Origin of the sequence: Spirosoma spitsbergense DSM 19989, from assembly GCF_000374085.1 — a bacterium.
Taxonomy (GTDB): Bacteria; Bacteroidota; Bacteroidia; order Cytophagales; family Spirosomataceae; genus Spirosoma; species Spirosoma spitsbergense.
The window spans coordinates 19000-37421 of the sequence record NZ_KB893574.1 but is presented as its reverse complement, the minus strand read 5'-3'; the positions used below and the strand labels follow the sequence as shown (position 1 = coordinate 37421).

General features: G+C 50.2%; 18 protein-coding genes and 1 pseudogene. All 19 read right to left on the bottom strand.

Annotated features, from left to right (window positions below):
- Positions 1-99 precede the first annotated feature (99 nt).
- On the bottom strand, positions 100-438 hold the full coding sequence (locus tag B157_RS0124810) for a hypothetical protein (protein ID WP_020606014.1): 339 nt from the start codon (positions 436-438) through the stop codon (positions 100-102).
- A 28-nt stretch (positions 439-466) separates the two neighbouring features.
- The gene (locus B157_RS0124805) at positions 467-1138 is read right to left on the bottom strand and encodes a TetR/AcrR family transcriptional regulator (protein WP_020606013.1); all 672 of its coding nucleotides are present in this window, start codon (positions 1136-1138) and stop codon (positions 467-469) included.
- Positions 1139-1354: 216 nt separating this feature from the next.
- The gene (locus B157_RS0124800; RefSeq protein ID WP_157618576.1) at positions 1355-1645 is read right to left on the bottom strand and encodes a hypothetical protein; all 291 of its coding nucleotides are present in this window, start codon (positions 1643-1645) and stop codon (positions 1355-1357) included.
- Positions 1646-2746: 1101 nt separating this feature from the next.
- Positions 2747-3991 carry a cation:proton antiporter gene (locus B157_RS0124795; protein ID WP_020606011.1) on the bottom strand — a complete coding sequence of 415 codons (1245 nt, stop codon included), beginning with the start codon at positions 3989-3991 and terminating at the stop codon, positions 2747-2749.
- Between the two features lie 388 nt (positions 3992-4379).
- Entirely contained in the window at positions 4380-5387 is a 1008-nt protein-coding gene (locus B157_RS0124785) for an IS110 family RNA-guided transposase (protein WP_020606009.1), read from the bottom strand.
- 384 nt (positions 5388-5771) lie between these two features.
- Complete coding sequence (locus B157_RS0124780) at positions 5772-6290, bottom strand: DUF2141 domain-containing protein (protein ID WP_020606008.1); 519 nt, start codon at positions 6288-6290, stop codon at positions 5772-5774.
- Between the two features lie 135 nt (positions 6291-6425).
- Positions 6426-7190, bottom strand: coding sequence for a PRC-barrel domain-containing protein (locus B157_RS0124775; protein WP_020606007.1), 765 nt, complete (start codon positions 7188-7190; stop codon positions 6426-6428).
- Between the two features lie 446 nt (positions 7191-7636).
- Positions 7637-7900, bottom strand: coding sequence for a hypothetical protein (locus B157_RS0124765; RefSeq protein WP_020606005.1), 264 nt, complete (start codon positions 7898-7900; stop codon positions 7637-7639).
- A 44-nt stretch (positions 7901-7944) separates the two neighbouring features.
- Positions 7945-8889 (bottom strand): sterol desaturase family protein, encoded by a 945-nt coding sequence (locus tag B157_RS0124760; protein WP_020606004.1) that lies wholly within the window; start codon positions 8887-8889, stop codon positions 7945-7947.
- Between the two features lie 177 nt (positions 8890-9066).
- Entirely contained in the window at positions 9067-9663 is a 597-nt protein-coding gene (locus tag B157_RS36985; protein WP_020606003.1) for a PRC-barrel domain-containing protein, read from the bottom strand.
- 46 nt (positions 9664-9709) lie between these two features.
- Positions 9710-10366 (bottom strand): hypothetical protein, encoded by a 657-nt coding sequence (locus tag B157_RS0124750; protein ID WP_020606002.1) that lies wholly within the window; start codon positions 10364-10366, stop codon positions 9710-9712.
- A 498-nt stretch (positions 10367-10864) separates the two neighbouring features.
- Positions 10865-10957: a hypothetical protein gene (locus B157_RS39870; RefSeq protein WP_245565255.1), complete on the bottom strand. Its 93-nt coding sequence runs from the start codon at positions 10955-10957 to the stop codon at positions 10865-10867.
- A complete protein-coding gene (locus B157_RS39865) occupies positions 10954-11112 on the bottom strand; it encodes a hypothetical protein (RefSeq protein ID WP_245565253.1) in 159 nt (52 codons plus the stop codon). The genes B157_RS39870 and B157_RS39865 overlap by 4 nt, the downstream gene beginning before the upstream one ends.
- Positions 11113-11352: 240 nt before the next feature.
- Positions 11353-11633: pseudogene (locus B157_RS37685) on the bottom strand (isocitrate/isopropylmalate family dehydrogenase); the annotation flags it as partial.
- Between the two features lie 104 nt (positions 11634-11737).
- Positions 11738-13642 (bottom strand): aldolase/citrate lyase/malate synthase family protein, encoded by a 1905-nt coding sequence (locus B157_RS35980; RefSeq protein ID WP_020606001.1) that lies wholly within the window; start codon positions 13640-13642, stop codon positions 11738-11740.
- A 58-nt stretch (positions 13643-13700) separates the two neighbouring features.
- Positions 13701-14321 (bottom strand): LutC/YkgG family protein, encoded by a 621-nt coding sequence (locus B157_RS0124735; protein ID WP_020606000.1) that lies wholly within the window; start codon positions 14319-14321, stop codon positions 13701-13703.
- Positions 14311-15759, bottom strand: coding sequence for a lactate utilization protein B (locus B157_RS0124730; protein WP_020605999.1), 1449 nt, complete (start codon positions 15757-15759; stop codon positions 14311-14313). Before B157_RS0124730 ends, B157_RS0124735 begins: the two co-directional genes overlap by 11 nt.
- Positions 15759-16496 carry a (Fe-S)-binding protein gene (locus B157_RS0124725; protein ID WP_020605998.1) on the bottom strand — a complete coding sequence of 246 codons (738 nt, stop codon included), beginning with the start codon at positions 16494-16496 and terminating at the stop codon, positions 15759-15761. The genes B157_RS0124730 and B157_RS0124725 overlap by 1 nt, the downstream gene beginning before the upstream one ends.
- Positions 16497-16578: 82 nt before the next feature.
- Positions 16579-18336, bottom strand: a complete 1758-nt coding sequence (locus B157_RS0124720) for an L-lactate permease (RefSeq protein ID WP_020605997.1) — start codon at positions 18334-18336, stop codon at positions 16579-16581.
- Between the last annotated feature and the right edge of the window lie 86 nt (positions 18337-18422).

Here is an 18422-nt window from a genome sequence, read left to right as displayed (position 1 = left end):
GGTTTGACCCCCAACCGGTCTATTTCCGGAGAGTCGTCAGCGTAGCTGGTTTACCCAGCCATTCGAACGTCAGCCAGCGATTGCTTTGGGTAGGACCACTCAAGTGGTCCGCAACCAATGGAGGACTACTTTAATGCGGGTCTGTTCAGCCACTAAGATGGCTTCGTAGGCATGGCTAAGGGCATATAATTCGGGGTCGGATTCGGCCCCTTGCATGGCCCCGGTAAAGTAGCCATCTACCTGACTGGGACTGAATGGTTTGAGGTGATCGGCTAATTGCTGACGCTGATCAGCCAGTTCGGCCCGGATGGTTTTATGCTCATCGTCCGTACTCTTCCGGAGCTGAGTTCTGAGCTCCTCAATCAGGGTGGTGTAATGAGTAATCACCTCCCGGGGGGAGGTAAATACGAGGGTCTGGTCGTGTCGAAGAAAGGGCATCGGTTCACGGGGCAGCGGTGATTGGACCTTACGGCCAGAGACCGGCAAGCGGATGAACCGTTTGACCAGTTAGGGTTACGTTTTCAGCGACGATTGCCGTTTTGTTGAGGGCAATGTAAAGTAGTTTAACCGCATCTTCAATTCGCTTCCAGTCGACTTCGCTGCGCAAATCGAGACCAATCACTGACCGATTCTTGTGAGCCATGATGGTCAGATACGACATCCCACTCAAAATCACGGCCGATACCGCCTGACTGTCAGCCCCTTTTACAAAGGAGAGTTGAGCCACCAGGCGAGTCATTTCTTCCTCTACCGCTTGACTCGTCACAGTAGCCATGCTATCGTTTTCGATTAGAGCAGCCTTTAGAATTTCACGGCTTGTCCTGGAGGTCCTAAACGGCCGGTAGAGCTGAATAACCTGTCGATACCAGACGCGCGCTAAATCGGACTTTTGCAGGGGGCGAATGTTAGCTAAAACGTCAGGAGTGAAGATGGGAAACAATTTCCCCTTTTTGACGTAGTACTCCATTAGCCCATCGATGCCGCCAAAATAGCGGTAGATGAGTACTTTACTGACCCCGGCTTTTTCGGCTACCCGGTTTACACTAATGCCCAGTAATCCCCATTCATCAATGACTTGTTCCAGCGCGTTTATAATTCGCTGGGTGGTTTGGGGTCGGTTTCGATGTATCGCATCCATAACGAAGCACTTTATCAGGTGTAGATTAGTAAATTAACTTGGCCGTAATCAGCATAGACGGCAGGACATTCATACTATTTTGACTTACAGTATATCATGCTGGTTAGGCAACCTATATTAATTGTACTTTACGGGCTTTAAATGGTAATCCTGTGCTAACGGCTAACTCTTTCTAAGCGGATCTAACAAATCACGCTCACAAACAGCCGTGAGCGGTTAGGTATATATGTATTGTTGACTTCGTTCTCGTTGCTGGCGTTCCCGGATCGAGTGTTCCAGCAGCGCCGTCATTCGGTGTTCCTGGCTAATCGGTGGCTGAAGCAAACGGAGTGCTGGCTGTTGGGGTAAACGAGTTTGATCCTCATCGTCTATCGCCTGCATAGCTTGATTCAGCTGCCGGTAATGTTGCTTCCATTCCTGGACATGATTGTGGAGCAGGCTAGGCACGTCGGGCTTAGCAACACGCACTGAATAATAGAAGTCACTCTGATAGGCGGATTTTAGCATATGAACGATGATATTGGTACTAGGTTTGTTCAGCAGCCAGTCTATCCGGCCCAGATCCACTATCGTTTTAATGACCTCTAGTTGATGACTGGTTATGGTTTTACAGCCCATGCTCCAACTAACAAAAGAGCGTTTCTCAATAGGATCACGCCAAGCACTGAAGAAAAGTGTTCACTAAAATAGTTTCTGACTTTTTTGTTGACAGGTGTGTTGCACAATAAATCCTCATACTTGGGGAGCGTACTCATCATAAACGGAAGAAAACGCACTGTCCATTGTCATCCATGTTCTCGAACATGAAAAATGAGTTGGCCATCAAAGAAATCGGCGGATTCAGTTACGGTGTCATGATATAAATCCTGCTCTTCAGCAGTTGCTAATGCGGGCTTAAATCCGTTCAGTTTGTACGTCATCCATCGTGAAAGTCATAAAAAATTTCATAGTAGGTCAAATCAATATTTGGCCAAATATACCTGCTGTTGAGTAAGTTGACTATGACCGATATCATTCTTGACCATGATCGTTATCACTAGTGTAAAAACCAGTAGGAAGAGCGCTAAAATACTGTGTGTGACCTCCTCCCAACTGGCTCTTACGCACTTTGTGTGGCTGAATAATTATTTAGTATAAATGTCTAGTCCGAGAATAGGTTGGACGTTTTTTTGGACGTTTTTTATCGACGGTTAAAATTGACGCAAATAGTTAATGATTTTATTGGACGAAAAAGGTCGCCTGAAGGAGGAGGGGAGCGTGTATAGAAATAACCATGATATGTAGCTGTGTAACATATACCAGATGCTTACGAAGTATTGTTGAGCTAATTCCTGCCTGAACAAGTTGAGTCAGAGACGGTACTTGTATAAGTATAATGGAATAGCTGATACAGCTGGGGTATATCCACTGGACTGCTGGACAGGGAAGATGAAAAGCAGAAAGTGTAGCGAAATGGGAGCCAGTCAATGGCCGTCTCGTTCTTTCGTCATCAGCCCTTTGCGTCGTTATGTTCAGTCTTTGGCTGCTACAGATCGACAGTCACTGATGAACCACTAGATGTACATCCACTAATCCGGCGGAAATATCCCAACTGGGTTAGATACCCTATTATTCATCGGGATACAATCGTTGGATGAGCTGCTCTATGGTCAGCCCCTGGACAATTATCGAAAACAGCACAACAGCGTAGGTTATGGTGACCAACAGGTCTTTTTGGGGCAAGGTATTAGGAATGGACAAAGCCAGTGCTATCGATATGCCTCCTCGTAACCCGCCCCAGGTGAGCATGATGGGCGCTTTGGCGTTGAGCTTCAGCCAGGGGCGAGCCAGGAGGTAAGGAACCCAGATAGCCACAAAGCGCCCCAGGAGTACCAAGCCAATCACCAGTAGACAGATAAGCCAATAGCTTGCCTGAAAATCGACTTGTATCAGTTCCAGTCCGATTAAGAGAAACAATACGGCGTTTAGGATACTGTCGATCAACTCCCAGAATTTAGCGATGTATTCTTCTGTTTGATGATTCATCGCGTGTTCACGGGCGTGATCACCAACAAACAAGCCAGCCACTACCATCGCCAGGGGCCCCGAAATGTGCAACTGCTGCGCCAGTAGATACCCCCCCATTACACCCGCTACTGTAACAATAACTTCGGTCTGGTAATGGTTGATCGGGCGTAGCAGCCGGTGCATGACATAGCCGAGCGCCAGGCCGAAGAGCACCCCTCCACCCGCTTCTTCCAGAAACGCCAGCCCGATCTCGCCCGCGCTGATGTCTACTGATCCGTCGACAACGATGCGGTAAACAGTAGCAAAGATGACTACGCCCACTCCGTCGTTAAACAACGATTCACCCACAATATTGAGCTTGACGCTTTCGGGTAATTTGAACTTAGCCAGAATCCCCAGCACAGCAATGGGATCGGTGGGGGAGATCAAGGCACCAAATAGCAAACTGACCGTGTAGGGTAAAGCAAAGCCTAGCCAGCCTGCCAGGTAATACAGGCCCGTTCCAATAAAAGCCGTACTTAATAAAACACCCACGAAGGCAAACAGCATGACGGACCGACGCTCGACTCGCAGTTGAGCTGCATTAGTATGAAAGGCACCGGCAAACAAAAGGAAGCTGAGCATCACATCGAAGAGGACCCGCTCAAAATCAATCTGTGCTATTGCTTGCTTAATGGGTGTAAACCAGGTGGGTTGAATAGCATTTAAGCCAATAAGCAGTGAGGAAAAAAATAAGGACAACACCATAATTCCAATGGCGTCTGGTAGTTTCAATAGCCGGGTGTTGATGTAGGCAAAAAAGGCTGCGCCAACAATCAGGAGTGTAATTAGCGTGAGTAAATCCATTACAAAAAGGTAGTCTATTAACCCACTCAGTAACCAACACTGTCGGCGCAGGCTTAATGCTGTATGAGCGCGCTCAATTATGGCTCGTCGCTGGCTTAAGGGGTGGTCGCTAATTTTTTTTTGAGCCAGGTCAACTCCATGGCACCGGCCACCCGGCTGAAGCCGTCCAGTCTGTTCGTAGAGCGGCCCTGTTTCATCGGTAATGGGCTTCTCGGTTCCCTTCTGTTGATCGAATAGTTGCGGAGCAGCAGCTAAAAATGCCTGTTTTCAGCTGGGCCGCCGGGGCGGTCTGCACTAACTGCGGATGCAGATCATGCTCGCTAGCTATCTGGTTGAGCGTCTTATCCTGACGGAGTACTTCTAAAACGACCGCTCGGATTTCTATGGTTTATGCAAGTGGTGAGACATACTTTTCGTCATATTTTTTGCCCCGCTTAACAACTGCATAGATGCGGTGAATAAGTTTATTGCGAACCGCGTTCAGCACTAGCATTTTATTTTTGCCTTCGCCCACCTTTCGCTGATAGTAGTCCTGTAATTCCCCTTTCATGCGGATGGTGGACATGGCCCCTAAATGAAACAGGGATTTCAACCTTTTACGAGCCTGGTGGCTCACTTGGGTTTTACCACGCACACTGGTTCCTGAGCGGTGCTCGAAAGGGGCAACGCCTGCATGACAGGCCATCTTTTTAGGATCGCTGATAGTTTTCAATTCATTGGTAGCAACCAATATTTCGGTAGCGGTGATAGCACCAACGCCGGGAACGGAAACTATCAGGTTAAATAGTTCTTTAAGTCGGCTATCACCTTGAATCAGCGTGTCAATTTGAGCATCAATGGCTTTTTGTTCGTCTTTGAGTGCGATCAGCGATTTCCTGGAAGTGGCCTGCAACTTTTTTTGCAGGGTAGTTTCCACAAATGATTCCTGTTCGGCGAGTGGGCCAGCCAAGAGATTATGGGCTTGGATAAGCCTCTGACGAACAGCACTTAAGAACGAGAGCTGTTGGAGGATTTGGCGGGGTGGTTCCCACAAACGCATCTGATCACGGAACCGATACGCGTACTCAGCAATGCGTCGGGCATCGACTGCGTCGCTCTTGCCCCGTTGCATCCCACCCGCTTGCTTAATTTGAGTGCTGTTTTCTAACCAAATTGGCAGCTTGGCTTTGTAGAGGAATTCAAGTAGATGAGCATTGTAGATGCCAGTGTGTTCCATGCAGAACACGGCTTTTTCGGGGTTCCAGCTAACAAGTGCTTTCAACTGCCGCAGGGCAGTTTTGATTCCAGTAACTGTGTTGGACGTAGTTGTTTGTAAGACCAGAGTCTTGCCATCAAAGATGGCCCAATCGAGTGTTGCTTTACTAATGTCAATGCCGACGTAGTGGAAAATGTCCATAAAGCGTTTAGTTTTGGTTATCAGTCAACTGACTTGCCGTTGCTCAAACCCTTGTAATGGGCCACGAACCCGTCTTTCTATCTGAGCCATTGCAAGTCTAACAGAGTGGGGTTCTAAATCCGAGCATAGGTCTTTCTCCCTGGCGGCCCCTTAGATTACCCCACTCTGGTTGACTACTGGCAAGCTACCAATTCTTGGTTTCTTACCATGACGCAAACCTAAAGGGCGGCCCCGCTTCACCTTGAACTCGGCAGTGAACTGACGACGACTTTTTGCTTGCATGCAGGGCCGCCTGAGCGGTTGACTAAGTTAGCAACCATTCCGACAAGCTTAAGGGGTGGTACAAAAAAGCGGGACCATTATACACAAGCTGAATTTTAAAATCTAATAGTTAAGCGATATAGACATTTGCAGTTTTCTTCCATCATATGAAAATACAGCATCGGAAAACGAAGGGGCACTCATTGTGACCTCTGCACCACTGGAAAAACCATACCCTTCTGTCGGTATCCCGAACAGATTAGTATCAAGTTTGCTGTTGCGGTTTTCATCATGGATCACGGCAATAGCATATTTTCCCGGTTTAATATCTGAAAACTCAAAACTCGCATCTTTTCCACTTATTTGTGTTAACATGATCTTGGATGCGAATTTTAGAAATTTACCAGGGAAACCTTTCTCGGATTCAAAAATCGCGCAGGCGATAACCCCGGTATTGTTACTTATATTCTGGATTTTTACATTAATGGAAGGGCAGTCTATCTGAGCAAAACAGTGTGACGGCAGCCATGCTAAGCTTATAGCCAACCAAAAAAGCAGTAGTGAAGATTTTCGGAAAAAGTAGCGCATTTCAGATTGCTCGGTATTTCGAAAAAAAAGCTTACAAAGAAGGTTATTCAACATTTTATTATTTGTTTAGAAAATATTGACCGAATCATAGTCGCCTTAAAACAAGACCAAATGACCTTTCGTGGCCTTCAACCCAGTACAACCACAAATCATTTAGCCAATCAAATGGATCAGGAAAAAGAAGGAGTATTATTCGATAGTAACTGGCCGGCCGTAATAGTCATAAAGGTTTTTCTCCAGGACCTCATTGATGGGTTGTCTGGGGTCGTATTCAGGACTGTTTTTTACCTGTTCCGCCGAAACGTCCACCAGTACAGTAGAGGTAGACCAGTTTATGGTCGTAATCCGGTTTGGCGCTATAAGTACCTGTTGACCGGTTAACCAGCTACCTGTACTAATCACCAGAAAACTGATTTCCCAGTTTTTGTCGTCCAGTATAAAATCGTCGACCGTACCCAGATCTACATCCGTTGCGTGGATACCATAGCCTTTCACCGAAGTGGTACTTCGCAAGTGTGAATCTTCCGTAATACTATCTGAAGCCTCCTGTGGTATAGGCGTGGGTGTTGCCGCTACGGTCATTGGGATCAAAAGGCCGGGAGCCCCCATACCACCGCCTGCGTAGCCACCACCCCAGTAACCTGTCCAGGGATAATGTTCGTTTAATTTAATCGCTTCCTGCCGGGTAACTGGTTTTTCCGTGTTTATGTCCGGACTATTCCTGATTTGATCTTTCGTTAGGTTTGTCGGCAGGACATGATTATTCCACTCAGGCGATTCAATGGCCTCAGGAGAAATAAGTACTTTCCGGCCGAATAGCCAGCTACCGGTTTCGACAACGAAATACCGAATCGACCACGTCTGGTCATCGAAGAAAAACGCTTCGACTTTGCCGATTTCTCCATCAGTAGCCCCCATCGTATACCCTATTAAACTCTCAGCACTGCGTTTCATAGTTTTTTTGTTTAGACTGATCCGTTAGGCGTATTGACATTCATCCCCCTATCCATTACTGACTTCAACGCCAGGTGGCGTTTTGGTTAACGAGTACGATTTATGATAAAAGATCCCCAGGATTTTGCCCCCTTCAGGGATGTGATTTTATAGAGGTAGTTACTGCCAGGATCGCCTGTCAGGGGTAAATAAGCTCCTGGAACAGAACCCCATCCCAACAGGAAAACCATCGATACAGGTGCATTCGATCGATTAATTAATATGTATCCGCCCTGGCCGTGTATTTTTCAAAAATCAGGTTAACATCAGTGTTCAATTTTCTGTCGGTGTCAACCGTTACATTCTGCGCCTGCGTCAGGCTGGTCACCAGGGACAAACCGGCGGCAATCACTAAATTTTCATCGTTGTCGAGTCTTAAAATGAGTTTGTTATCACGTTCAACCGGTCTAGTCGTAAGCCGGTTTATCAATGTCCGGCTTGTCGTTCGGATTGCGGTTCGGATTCATAATCCGCACGTTTTCGCCCGGCTCGTCGGGGCCGTCCGTATACTTGTTTCTCAGATCGTCATTGGGAAGTTTCTCGTCGGGTAAGTCGCTGACGGGTTGTTCACTGCTTACCCCACTATGCCCCTCAGCCGACTGGTTTTCCAGCCCATTGGGTGAAATGGCCTGTTTGGCCCGGATGATGTCTTCTCTGTCTTCGCTTTCCATACTAGGATTGAATCGTTTACATTAAATTTATACCGCTGTACAGGTTACACCGGCTGCTCAATTAATTCATTTACTAATTCCTTCTCCTGCCGGGCCAGCTGCTGCTTTTTTTGGGCCACGGCAACCGGACTACCGTAGAAGTAAAACAGCTTTTGCCGAAGCCCACGAGCCTTTCGCACGTCGTTGACCATGTCGATGAACTCGTGGAAATTGATGTGGATCGGATTCGCCTTGTTGCCGATGTTCGTCGTGATGCCGTAGACCGGTGCTTCTTCTTCCGGCTGGTAGGTTCCCAGCAGCCGGTCCCAGAAAATAAACGTAGCCCCGTAGTTTTTATCGATGTATTTCTCCTGCGATCCGTGATGAACCCGGTGGTTAGACGGCGTGGCGAAGATAAACTCGACCCACCTGGGCAACCGACGGATGTATTCGGTATGCACCCAGAACTGAAACAGGACCGCCACCTGGCTAACGGTAAAGAAAACGATGGGGTGAAATCCGAACAGCGCTACGGGCAGAAAAAAAATAACTTTTAAGTTTTGAATCCAGCTCAGGCGAAATGAAACCGTCAGGTTGTAGAATTCGCTCGAATGATGCACCACGTGGGTTGTCCACCAGAATCGACGCTCATGCGCAATGCGGTGTGCCCAGTAATTGAAAAAATCAAAAATGAGGTAGCAGGGAATAAACGTCCACCACTGAAGCGACATGCGCCAGGGGAGCAGGTTATACAGCCAGACTACCCCAAATAGCAACCCGAATTTCAGACTGGTACCAATCACGACCGAGCCTAAACCCACCAGCGTCGACCCAATCGTTTCCTGTTTATTGTAGTAGGGCTTCTCCTGAAGATGCGTAATCAGGATTTCAACCCCAGTCAGCAAAAACATAATCGGCGCGGCCCAGATAATGAGGTTCGGCGCGGCTTTTTCGATGGTCCACAGGCGCTCCAGCGGAATGACCGGCGCACCAAATAAGGCTTCGTACATGCAAGAAACGTTAATATTATGCCAACAATGGGGGATTGATTACTCATCATCCAACCAATCACGGGCCTTCTCAAAAGGAAAGCCTTAATACGGATGCGGTGCGGCAAAGGCAACCCTCGCTCGTTATCCCTTATGTACGCTGACAGACGGGCTTTTTCTAAGGCGTAAGCGTAATGACTACTTTATTGGGCGGTTTTGGTAAAGGCTCTCAGTCTTAAAGCAGTCCTGATTATAAAAAACATCGTCGTCACTGCGGTCATAAGCAATTATGGGATCACCCTGGCTACCACTTGCCAGATTAGGATGATTATTGGTTAGGATATCGGCTGATGAGCCCGGGCCGTCCTGATGCAGGCCCGTATGGTAATTGACAACCGCCCGTTCGTATTCTCTGGTTAGGGCGCGACCCGTTGAGCGGGGATAATACCGAAGCTCATCGGTCGTTGTGATTCGATCGATAAAGACATTGTCATCGTCCGCGTCCAGCCGGGCAGCTCCAACGGGTACGAGCAAATTTATGTCTATAGTATCCGTGTTGGCCAGAAACTCATCATCGAGTTTCAGATCGATATACCGCACCTTCCGGGCTACCGGATCAACTAACAGGTCTTTTACCCGCCCAATGGTCTTACCATCCCGGCTTTTGACGGCCCAACTCCGGATGTCGGCGCTATGATCCGCTACTTTATAGTCGTCGAGCTCACTCAGTCGGTAGAGTGTGTTACCGGCCGACCGGAGATCATCTCTGTCGGTTCTGTTTTCATATTCAGCCATAACCTTGTCTGTTTTGATGGGAAAGATGTCATACCCCGTAATACAATCAACTGCTCTTGTTCTGGCTCATCTTCTGCAAAACATCAGCCGACAACCTGAAGACATCCTTAACTTTATTTTTCTGGTTCAGTGTAAGCGTTTTCGTATCCATCTGGTTGACCATTTGCCGGATTTCCTGTACATCAGATTGCAGGTCAGGAAATGAGCTCTGCTGTAGCGCTTCAAATACATCGGTGCTTGCCTGAAATGCCTGCTTTATCTTGTTGGCATGAAATGTACTTTCCCAGTTTTCGGTAATTGTACCGGCATTCTCCCGCATTCGGATGAGTTTCTGGTTTACCTGCTGCTGATTTACGCTGGGTACCTTCTCCGCCACAGCCGCCAGGGCATTGGCCATACTCTCCAGCCCATTGCGGGTAAACTCATGATCCAGCCCCATCTCATTCTGCGGCATGTTACTACACCATTCTACGTAGGAACTCACTGGTTGAGCCATCGTATTGGCACCGGCTGCGACTTTCTCATTTGGGTAAGTATCAGTGGAACCGGCCCGTTGTTCAGTATTGCTTAAAGGGGCCAGTTCATTTTTGTCATCATAGCGTAGCCAGAAAATAAACGTTAATACGGCACCTACCAGCAGTAATCCCAACAGCCAGGGCCACATCGAGCCCCCCCTTTTTTTTTCGATATCTATGTTTGCCATGTTCGTATAAATGGTTAATGCGGTTCTAACTGGTATTGCTTCTCATGGCGCTAAAGGAAGCCAGCGATGAGCGTATAAATTAAACGCAGTTTTTATTTTAGCACATTTGCCCTCAACATGGCCCGTAAGACCGCAATGGGCAGCCTTTCCTGGTAAGCCGATCCAATGAGCCAGCTCAGTACAGGTTTTGGCGGGTCGGATTGCCGCCATGCTTTCGTAAGTGTATTTATCAGAATCGCTTCGGATTGGGAGGGGGATAGGTTGGTGAGGTTGATAAGGCCCCACAGCTTTAGCGCATACTGATCATAAAACAGCGTAAAGCCCGGCAGGTCTTAACATCCGGTTTGGTGGAGTCAGCGGTCATGGGTACGTTGAGAAGTTACCCAAAGGTCAGCCAACCGGCTCGTTTCTCCAATGACCGTTTGGCCATTGGAGAGTGATTCATGTCAGGGCTTAGCCTGATCTTTATCAGGTTCGAACCTGCGCAACGTCAGCCTGTCAGCGCTTCAGGCGGGTCAGTTTGTCAATGTCGAGCAGGGTAATCTGGCTGGTATTGATCTCAATTAGCCCTTCGGCCCGTAAATCGCTCAGAAGTCGAATGATCGTTTCGGTAGAGGCCCTACCAGGTGCGACCAGTTCTCGCGCGACAGGGTCATCGCCGGGAACGTGTTGAGAGCCGGATCGCCGGATTGCGGATAAAATTTTCGTTGATAGAGCAGCAAAGCTTCAGCTACCCGTTTACGCACCGACTGATACGCCCGTATGCTACGGATTGAGTTGGACAGATAGTAAAAAGTTGGCGACGTCGTTCCAGTTTGAACCGGACCTTTTTTTGAACGATGGCGGTATTAGTCCCTTTTAAACTACGATGATCATTTGTTACTTATCCAGCTTTAATTTATCTTATTCCAGTAAATAGAGGCATCACTAACCATTTCGTTTGGCCAAATGGTAGTACAGAGAATAGGGTATACTATAGATTAGCGTACCCCATTCTCTTTCCGGAGTTTAAACCGACCTTGTTCAGGACGCATTGAGGCAGTTGGATCGTCATCGTATCCAGGGTCGCCGATAGCCCCAAATAACACCGCATCCGAATTTCGCATTTTCTCCAGCGATTCATCCGTCAGCGGGGTGCCCGACGCTTCAATGGCCGCGTGCCCAATCAGTACTTCGTTGTAGCCGAAATCTTCTCAGCGACTTGTTTACCTACCGCGGTTACTTCCTGCCCTATGCCATCGCCGGGCGCATTGCCTTTGATTACTATGTTGAAAATCAGGCACAGACACTCTTCTTATCGCGTAAATCAATAGTCTGACTTTACGCGAGGAGATCTGCGCAGGAAGGGATGGGTTTTGCTACTTTACACGTTTATAATGCGGAAACAGGTGTTTGTTTAACCGGCTTTACAAAATCAAGATTCTCGGTCAACCGCTTGCCTTCTTTGACCAACGTATCCATATATAAGCTGATACGGTCTTTGGCCACGATCAGGTCAACATTGTTGAGATTGATATTCAGCAGGTCGATGAACCAGGGCGGTTTGATCTCGCTAAGCATGTACGTATTGGTAATTTCGCGGGCGATGGGCAGGGTAGTGCTTTTCGATGATTCGTACACATCTTTGTTACCCGCCTTCAGCAGTTTATCGTATTCCTGCTCTAGCAGGTAATTATACAACGCTTCCGAAAAAATGTCTCCGGCTTTTGTTCCCGTTTCTGCATCATCCTCGGTAAGTACGGCTCCTTTATGCATCCATTCCCAGAGTATACTAAGTCGGATTTCGCCGGTGGCCATATCTTCCATCAGGTATAATATATCATCGTTGCCGAAGAAGTCAGCTGGTTTCAGGGCAGCCGCCTGCATGCCCTGCCCAAAGGCATTGCCGTACTGCAAAGCCACGCTGAGCAGGTTGCGGGCACCCCGGATGTCGGTGGGTGCGGGTTCAATCAGTATCAACCCATCCGCATCGGATTGTGTGTACGTCAGTCGCGGAAATTCCCGGCCTAACTGGTTGGCCTGGCTCACTTTTTCCCAAACGGGGCGAACGATATGTACCATTTTCCAGTGCGCCACCCACTTTCCACTAGCCCCTTCGCGCTGTTCACGCTCGGCACCGGCTACCGCTTTTTTCATGCTGGCCGCAACACCTTCTTCTGAGCCTACGGGTATATTAGGCTCCATTCCACCCTGCCACAACGCAAAATTGCCATTTATATCCGGCGTATTAACAGCCCGCCGAACGCGGTCTTCGTAATTCCGCATGTAGCCGTAGGTCATAGTGATGGCCTCGATATTGGGGTTTATAAAACCTTTATCCCACGCCATCGCATCGGATACGCTGTTGATGTAGTCCCAGCGACCCGTATTATACCCTACAAAATGCTTCCCTAACGCGGCCCGGATCTCCATGAGCTGGTGCGTAGCTTCGAGCTGTTCGACGAGTACGTAGACCTTTATCGTGCCAACGTCCAGGCCAAGATGGTTTTCAAGGGCACTGAGCAATGCATTCCATACGCCAGCCTCTTCGGCGGTCTGAATTTTTGGTAAATACAGCACGATGGATGATCCTGCCTGTTGCAGCGCCTTGTAATTGTTGACCACATAAAGCGTCGCATCAACGATTGAGGCCGCCATCGCTTCGCCGTCCGCATCCCGAATGTGGCGGTCGTCGAGGTGGAGGCCACGCGCCCGGAAAATCTTGGTCGTAAAATCCAGTTGGGCTTTCCAGTCGGTGATCGTCTCCCGACCTAAAAAAGATTTTGCCCAGCGATTCATTTCAGTGGCTACCTGCTCGGCAACGGTCAGAAACAGCGGATCTTTGTGAATCGCCAGCTTTAGATTACGCTGATTATCGAGCGACATCGTAGAGATTTGCCCGAGCGCATCTTCGCCATCGAACATCCAGCCGTCGGCGCCCGATAGCAGCGCATAGGCTACATTTCGAATGCTGTTCTCAACCGGGACATTGGGTTTTGATGCGGGACCCGTACCCTGAATCCACTGCCGCTGCAGGTCGGCTGGAATAACAGCCCCTTCGAACCTACCATCGCGGGCATCCTGCACATTGACGGTTGTTCCGGGAATGGTGCTGTCGGGGTCGAGAAAGGTAATCCGGGTTTTATGCTCCTGACGATCAGACCGGCGTTTCATCCGGGTGGCCATCACCTCTTTGATGCGTTTGTTAAAATGGTTCAGCGCGTTTAGCGCCGACAGCACCTCGGGAGTATAGACATCAGGATAAACTTCCTGCAGATTGTCGCGAATGATAGGCATAGGGTGGTAAGCGTAAGGTTTACAGGTAAAATAAAAAGTCAGCCGGTAGCCCGTTGGTCTATTGTTCAGCCACGGATTTTTCGGGTTCCTCAAGGATGAAAACCGTCATGGAAATGGGGCCGTGTGCGCCCAGTACCAGGGCTTGTTCAATATCGGCGGTTTTGGAAGGGCCGCCAATGAACGCCCCGAACCCATAGTCGCCCACCCCGATTTTCTCGTAGGCTTCGTGCAGGGTCGGCACGATCCGTTCGGCAGGAACCACCACCGCCAAATGCTGACAGATGTAGGGAATGATCCGCTGGCCCATCCGTTGTTCGGGCAGCCAGACGGCTCCGTTCTCGGCTACGGCCAGTTCGGCCTCCAGCACTGCCAGTTCAATATCCTCATACGAATGGGGCGACACCTCGGCGGAGAGTAGTTCGATTCCGTCGCCGGATTGGTGCAGTGCCGGTAAGGTGGTGATGATGCGTAGGGAAACATCAAAATTCTCCTGAATCAGGTAATTGATCTCCGACAGGCTTTTAACGGTAAAGACCTGGCCCCCAATGCTGGCAAACACCTTCCTGTACCCCGACACGATATCCTGCTCCGTACCCTTGAATGCATCAATATCGGGCAGCGCACTGGTAGGTGGCTGATTGGATAACACGGCGGCTAATATGCTTTCTCTAGCGCTCATGGTGCTTGTCGGTTAGGGGTACATCCGGAGTCTGGGTCGTTTCGGGTTGCTTGCCTTCCTCCTCGTTTCGGCCATTTTTTGCGTACCATTCCCCAAAAGACCCTTTCGAGCCATCGGGCATTTCCCGCTGTTTATACCACGGGTTAAACTTATTGTTGACCGCAAATGGAATGTTGTTTAGCACCCATCGACCGGCTTTCCCGATTCGGGCGTAGGAAGCGGGCGAGGACAGGGTCCAGGCCATGGCTTTAATGCCCATCACTTTCGTATTGGCCGCATAGCCTTCCTGAACGATCACCTGCCGCCACTTGTACAGCTGCTCATGGATGTTGATCTTCACCGGACAAACATTAGAGCAGGAGCCGCAAAGCGTCGAGGCAAAGGGCAGATCGGCATGCTTCCTCATATCCAGATTAGGGGCCAGAATAGCGCCAATGGGCCCCGAAATTGTATTGTGATAACTTAAGCCGCCACTTTTCCGGTACACGGGGCAGGTGTTCATGCACGCACCACACCGGATGCACTTCAGCGAATCCCGGAAATCGGGTCGGCCCAGCTGGCGGCTCCGGCCGTAGTCGACCAGAATCAGGTGCATCTCCTGTCCCTGCCGTGGTTTCTTAAAATGGCTGGAATAAATGGTGATGGGCTGGCCGGTAGCACTGCGGGCCAGCAGCCGCAGGAACACGCCCAGGTGCTTCTTTTTAGGAATGATCTTTTCAATGCCCATCGACGAAATCTGCACCTCGGACAAATGCGCGCCCATATCGGCGTTTCCTTCGTTGGTACATACGACGTATTCACCGGTTTCGGCCACGGCAAAGTTCACGCCCGTGAGAGCCGCCCGCCGGGTAACGAACACATTGCGCAGGTGACGGCGGGCAAAGCGCGTCAGCGTGGTGGGGTCTGATACGCCTTTTTCGGTGCCCAGGTGTTCGTGAAAGATAGCCCCAATTTCTTCTTTCCGTTTGTGAATACAGGGCAGCACAATGTGGCTGGGGGGTTCATTGTCCAGCTGCTGAATGTATTCGCCCAGATCGGAATTGATCACGTCAACGCCCCGCTCGATCAGGTACTCGTTCAGGTGGCATTCCTCCGTGAGCATGGACTTGCTCTTGACCAGCTGATTTATGTCCTTAGCTTTCAGGATGGAATACACAATAGCGTTGTGTTCCTCGGCATCGGCGGCCCAGTGTACGGTGATCCCGTTTTTCTGGGCGTTGGCTTCAAATTCCAACAAATAATCGTGCAGGTTAGACAGCACGTTGCTCTTGATCTGTGAGGCCGCTTCGCGCAGGGCTTCCCATTCCGGTATGTTCTTAGCGGCTATATCGCGCTTCTGGCGAATCCACCAGAGGGCCCCGTCGTGCCAGTCGACACGCTCTTCGTCTTTGATAAACTCCTCCGCCAGCGCGGCATGATCTTTTAGTGCTTTTTCCATTAGCGGGTCGAATTTAAGATTTCGGCAATGTGCAGTGCTTTCAGGCCGCTTCTGTTCCGTTGCAGGATTCCTTCCAGGTGCATCAGGCAGGATAGATCGACGGAGGTGATGTAGTCGGCCCCGTTCCGCTGGTGATCCTGCACCCGGTCTTTACCCATCTTAACTGACACGGCTTCTTCAGCGACGCAGAACGTGCCCCCGAACCCGCAGCAGTCGTCGGGCCGGTCCAGGTCAACCAGTTCCAGGCCATCGACCATGTTCAGTAAACGCACGGGTTTGGAAAATGGCAACGCATTGAGTTCGCTCATCTGGGCCAGATGAAGGCCCCGCAGTCCGTGGCAGCTTTGATGCAGCCCTACTTTATGAGGAAACCAGGCCTTCAGGTTGTCAATGTTCAGTACGTCGGTTAGAAACTCGACCAGCTCGTAGGTTTTTGACCGGATGCTATCGGCCTGCGCCGGATCATCCGCCGAATGCAGATGGTCCCTGATGTGGAGCACGCAACTGGCCGATGGGGCCACGATATAATCGAAGCGGGCGAAGTTTTCCATAAAAAGATCGTTGCACTCCTTCGTGAGGTGTTCGAAGCCGGAGTTCGCCATAGGTTGCCCGCAGCAGGTTTGCTTGGGCGGGTAGACCACCCCGACCCCTAGCTTCTGCAGCAGTTGCAGGGTAGCAATGGCGGCCTGGGGATAAAACTGGTTGACGTAACAGGGAATAAAAAGGCCGACGGTCATGGGGTAAAGGAGTAGGATCAGGGGTTGGAAACTCGTTCTTACCTAAAGCACTAAAAAAGATTGATTTACTAGGAATGACCCGTCAAGCCAGCTTGATTCGTTTCCGATTCAGCAGCACGACAGCCAAAGCGATCAGCACGATCAGCACCGTCAGCGCCGTTATGTACAAAAAACCGGCTGACACATCCGAAACGGCGGTAGTGGTTGTGGCTTCCATCAGCTGGTAGGCGGGCACAATCCAGGGCGTTACATACGCCTGCATTAGCGTGAGCAGACAAACGGCCAGGAGCATGATGAAACTATGTTTCACCGTAAACCGAAACAGCTCCGATTCGCGCCCGACCAGTCCTACGGCTGCGGCCCCAATGGCAATGGACTGGGGGGAAATCATTTTCCCCGTCACCCCACCCGACGCATTGGCTGCCACCGTTATCAGCGGGTCGATCCCGATGGTATCGGCCGATGTGTATTGAAGTTTACAGAACAGGGCATTTGCGGAGGTATCGGAACCCGTCAGGAATACGCCAAGCCAGCCCAGAACCGGTGAGAAGAAAGGAAATAGCGCGCCCGTACTGGCCATCGACACAGCCATGGTAATCGACATGCCCGAATAGTTGGCGAGAAAGGCGAAACCAACCACCGACGCAATGGTAACGATGGAGAACTTCAACTGCACAAGCGTATCAAGGTAAACTTTCGCCCCTTCCGCGTAACGCATGCCAATCAGTGGCAGCGAAATCAGTGCAGCCAGCAACAGGGCCGAACCGGGATTGGACAGATAGTTAAATTCAACGGGTTTAACGACCAGTGGGCTTCCATCGGCCTTCGCCATGTTTTCCAGACCCGGCACCATAAACTTAACGTGTCCCAGCGAGTTCAGTGCGGCTTTGACAGGCTCCAGCCCCCAGGCAATCACCATCAGGGTCATGATAAGGAAGGGTGTCCAGGCCCGGAGAATCTGCCCCGACGAATACCGGAGTTCCGTTTCCAGGGTTTGGGGAGGCTCTTCCTGAAAACGCCAGACCGTTTTGGGCTTCCAGTATTTCAGCAGCAGCATCAGGCACAGAATAGAGGCCAGCCCGGCAATGACATCGGGCAGCATCGGGCCTAAATAGTTGGAGGTAAGCCACTGAAAAAAAGCGAACGACACTCCGGAAACGATGATAGCGGGTAATACCTCCAGCGACTTTCTGAATCCGGCCATCAGCGAAACCAGGTAGAGCGGCACCAGCACAGACAGTATGGGTAGCGTGCGCCCGACGAGTTGCGAAATGGCCATGTCGGGTATATCGGACACCTGCGAAGCCACCAGAATGGGCGTGCCAACGGCCCCGAAGGCGACCGGTGCGGTGTTGGCCACCAGGCAGATGCCAGCCGCGTAGAGCGGATTGAACCCCAGCCCTACCAGCATAGCTGCCGTAATGGCTACCGGCGCGCCCATACCGGCAGCGCCTTCCAGAAAGGCCCCGAATGAGAATGCGATCAGCAGGGCCTGTAGCCGCCGATCGGGGGTAATAGACGCCATGAAGTTTTTGATAACCTCAAACTGGCCGCTGGCAACGGTTATGTTGTAGAGAAAAACGGCGCCGATGATGATCCAGCAAATGGGAAACAGCCCGTAGAGCGCCCCGTGCAGGGTCGACAGCGCTGCGAGTTTGACGGGCATACCATATAGCAGAACAGCCACCAGCAGGGCCACCAGCGTGGTCAGTAAACTGGCCTGGTAACCCTTCTTCCGGCGGATAATTAATGCCCAGAAGATGAACAGGATAGGTAAAGCTGCCATTAAAGCAGATAAGCCGAGGTAGTTAAGCGGGTCGGTAACTTGCGTATAGTTCATCTACAGGAATCGGTTTAGGGAATCGGTTATACCAGCGTAGTGATGGCGGGTGGGAGAAAGAGAGTAGAAATTACCCGTCAGCGTCG

Bases quoted from the DNA above. Each gene is read 5' to 3' on its own strand.
- B157_RS0124795 (WP_020606011.1), bottom strand. From the start codon at position 3,991: ATGGATTTACTCACGCTAATTACACTCCTGATTGTTGGCGCAGCCTTT.
- B157_RS0124725 (WP_020605998.1), bottom strand. From the start codon at position 16,496: ATGACCGTCGGCCTTTTTATTCCCTGTTACGTCAACCAGTTTTATCCC.
- B157_RS0124730 (WP_020605999.1), bottom strand. From the start codon at position 15,759: ATGGAAAAAGCACTAAAAGATCATGCCGCGCTGGCGGAGGAGTTTATC.
- B157_RS0124765 (WP_020606005.1), bottom strand. From the start codon at position 7,900: ATGGAAAGCGAAGACAGAGAAGACATCATCCGGGCCAAACAGGCCATT.
- B157_RS35980 (WP_020606001.1), bottom strand. From the start codon at position 13,642: ATGCCTATCATTCGCGACAATCTGCAGGAAGTTTATCCTGATGTCTAT.
- B157_RS0124760 (WP_020606004.1), bottom strand. From the start codon at position 8,889: ATGTACGAAGCCTTATTTGGTGCGCCGGTCATTCCGCTGGAGCGCCTG.
- B157_RS36985 (WP_020606003.1), bottom strand. From the start codon at position 9,663: ATGGCTGAATATGAAAACAGAACCGACAGAGATGATCTCCGGTCGGCC.
- B157_RS0124780 (WP_020606008.1), bottom strand. From the start codon at position 6,290: ATGTTGAATAACCTTCTTTGTAAGCTTTTTTTTCGAAATACCGAGCAA.
- B157_RS0124805 (WP_020606013.1), bottom strand. From the start codon at position 1,138: ATGGATGCGATACATCGAAACCGACCCCAAACCACCCAGCGAATTATA.
- B157_RS0124775 (WP_020606007.1), bottom strand. From the start codon at position 7,190: ATGAAACGCAGTGCTGAGAGTTTAATAGGGTATACGATGGGGGCTACT.
- B157_RS0124785 (WP_020606009.1), bottom strand. From the start codon at position 5,387: ATGGACATTTTCCACTACGTCGGCATTGACATTAGTAAAGCAACACTC.
- B157_RS0124720 (WP_020605997.1), bottom strand. From the start codon at position 18,336: ATGAACTATACGCAAGTTACCGACCCGCTTAACTACCTCGGCTTATCT.
- B157_RS0124800 (WP_157618576.1), bottom strand. From the start codon at position 1,645: ATGCTAAAATCCGCCTATCAGAGTGACTTCTATTATTCAGTGCGTGTT.
- B157_RS0124735 (WP_020606000.1), bottom strand. From the start codon at position 14,321: ATGAGCGCTAGAGAAAGCATATTAGCCGCCGTGTTATCCAATCAGCCA.
- B157_RS0124810 (WP_020606014.1), bottom strand. From the start codon at position 438: ATGCCCTTTCTTCGACACGACCAGACCCTCGTATTTACCTCCCCCCGG.
- B157_RS0124750 (WP_020606002.1), bottom strand. From the start codon at position 10,366: ATGGCAAACATAGATATCGAAAAAAAAAGGGGGGGCTCGATGTGGCCC.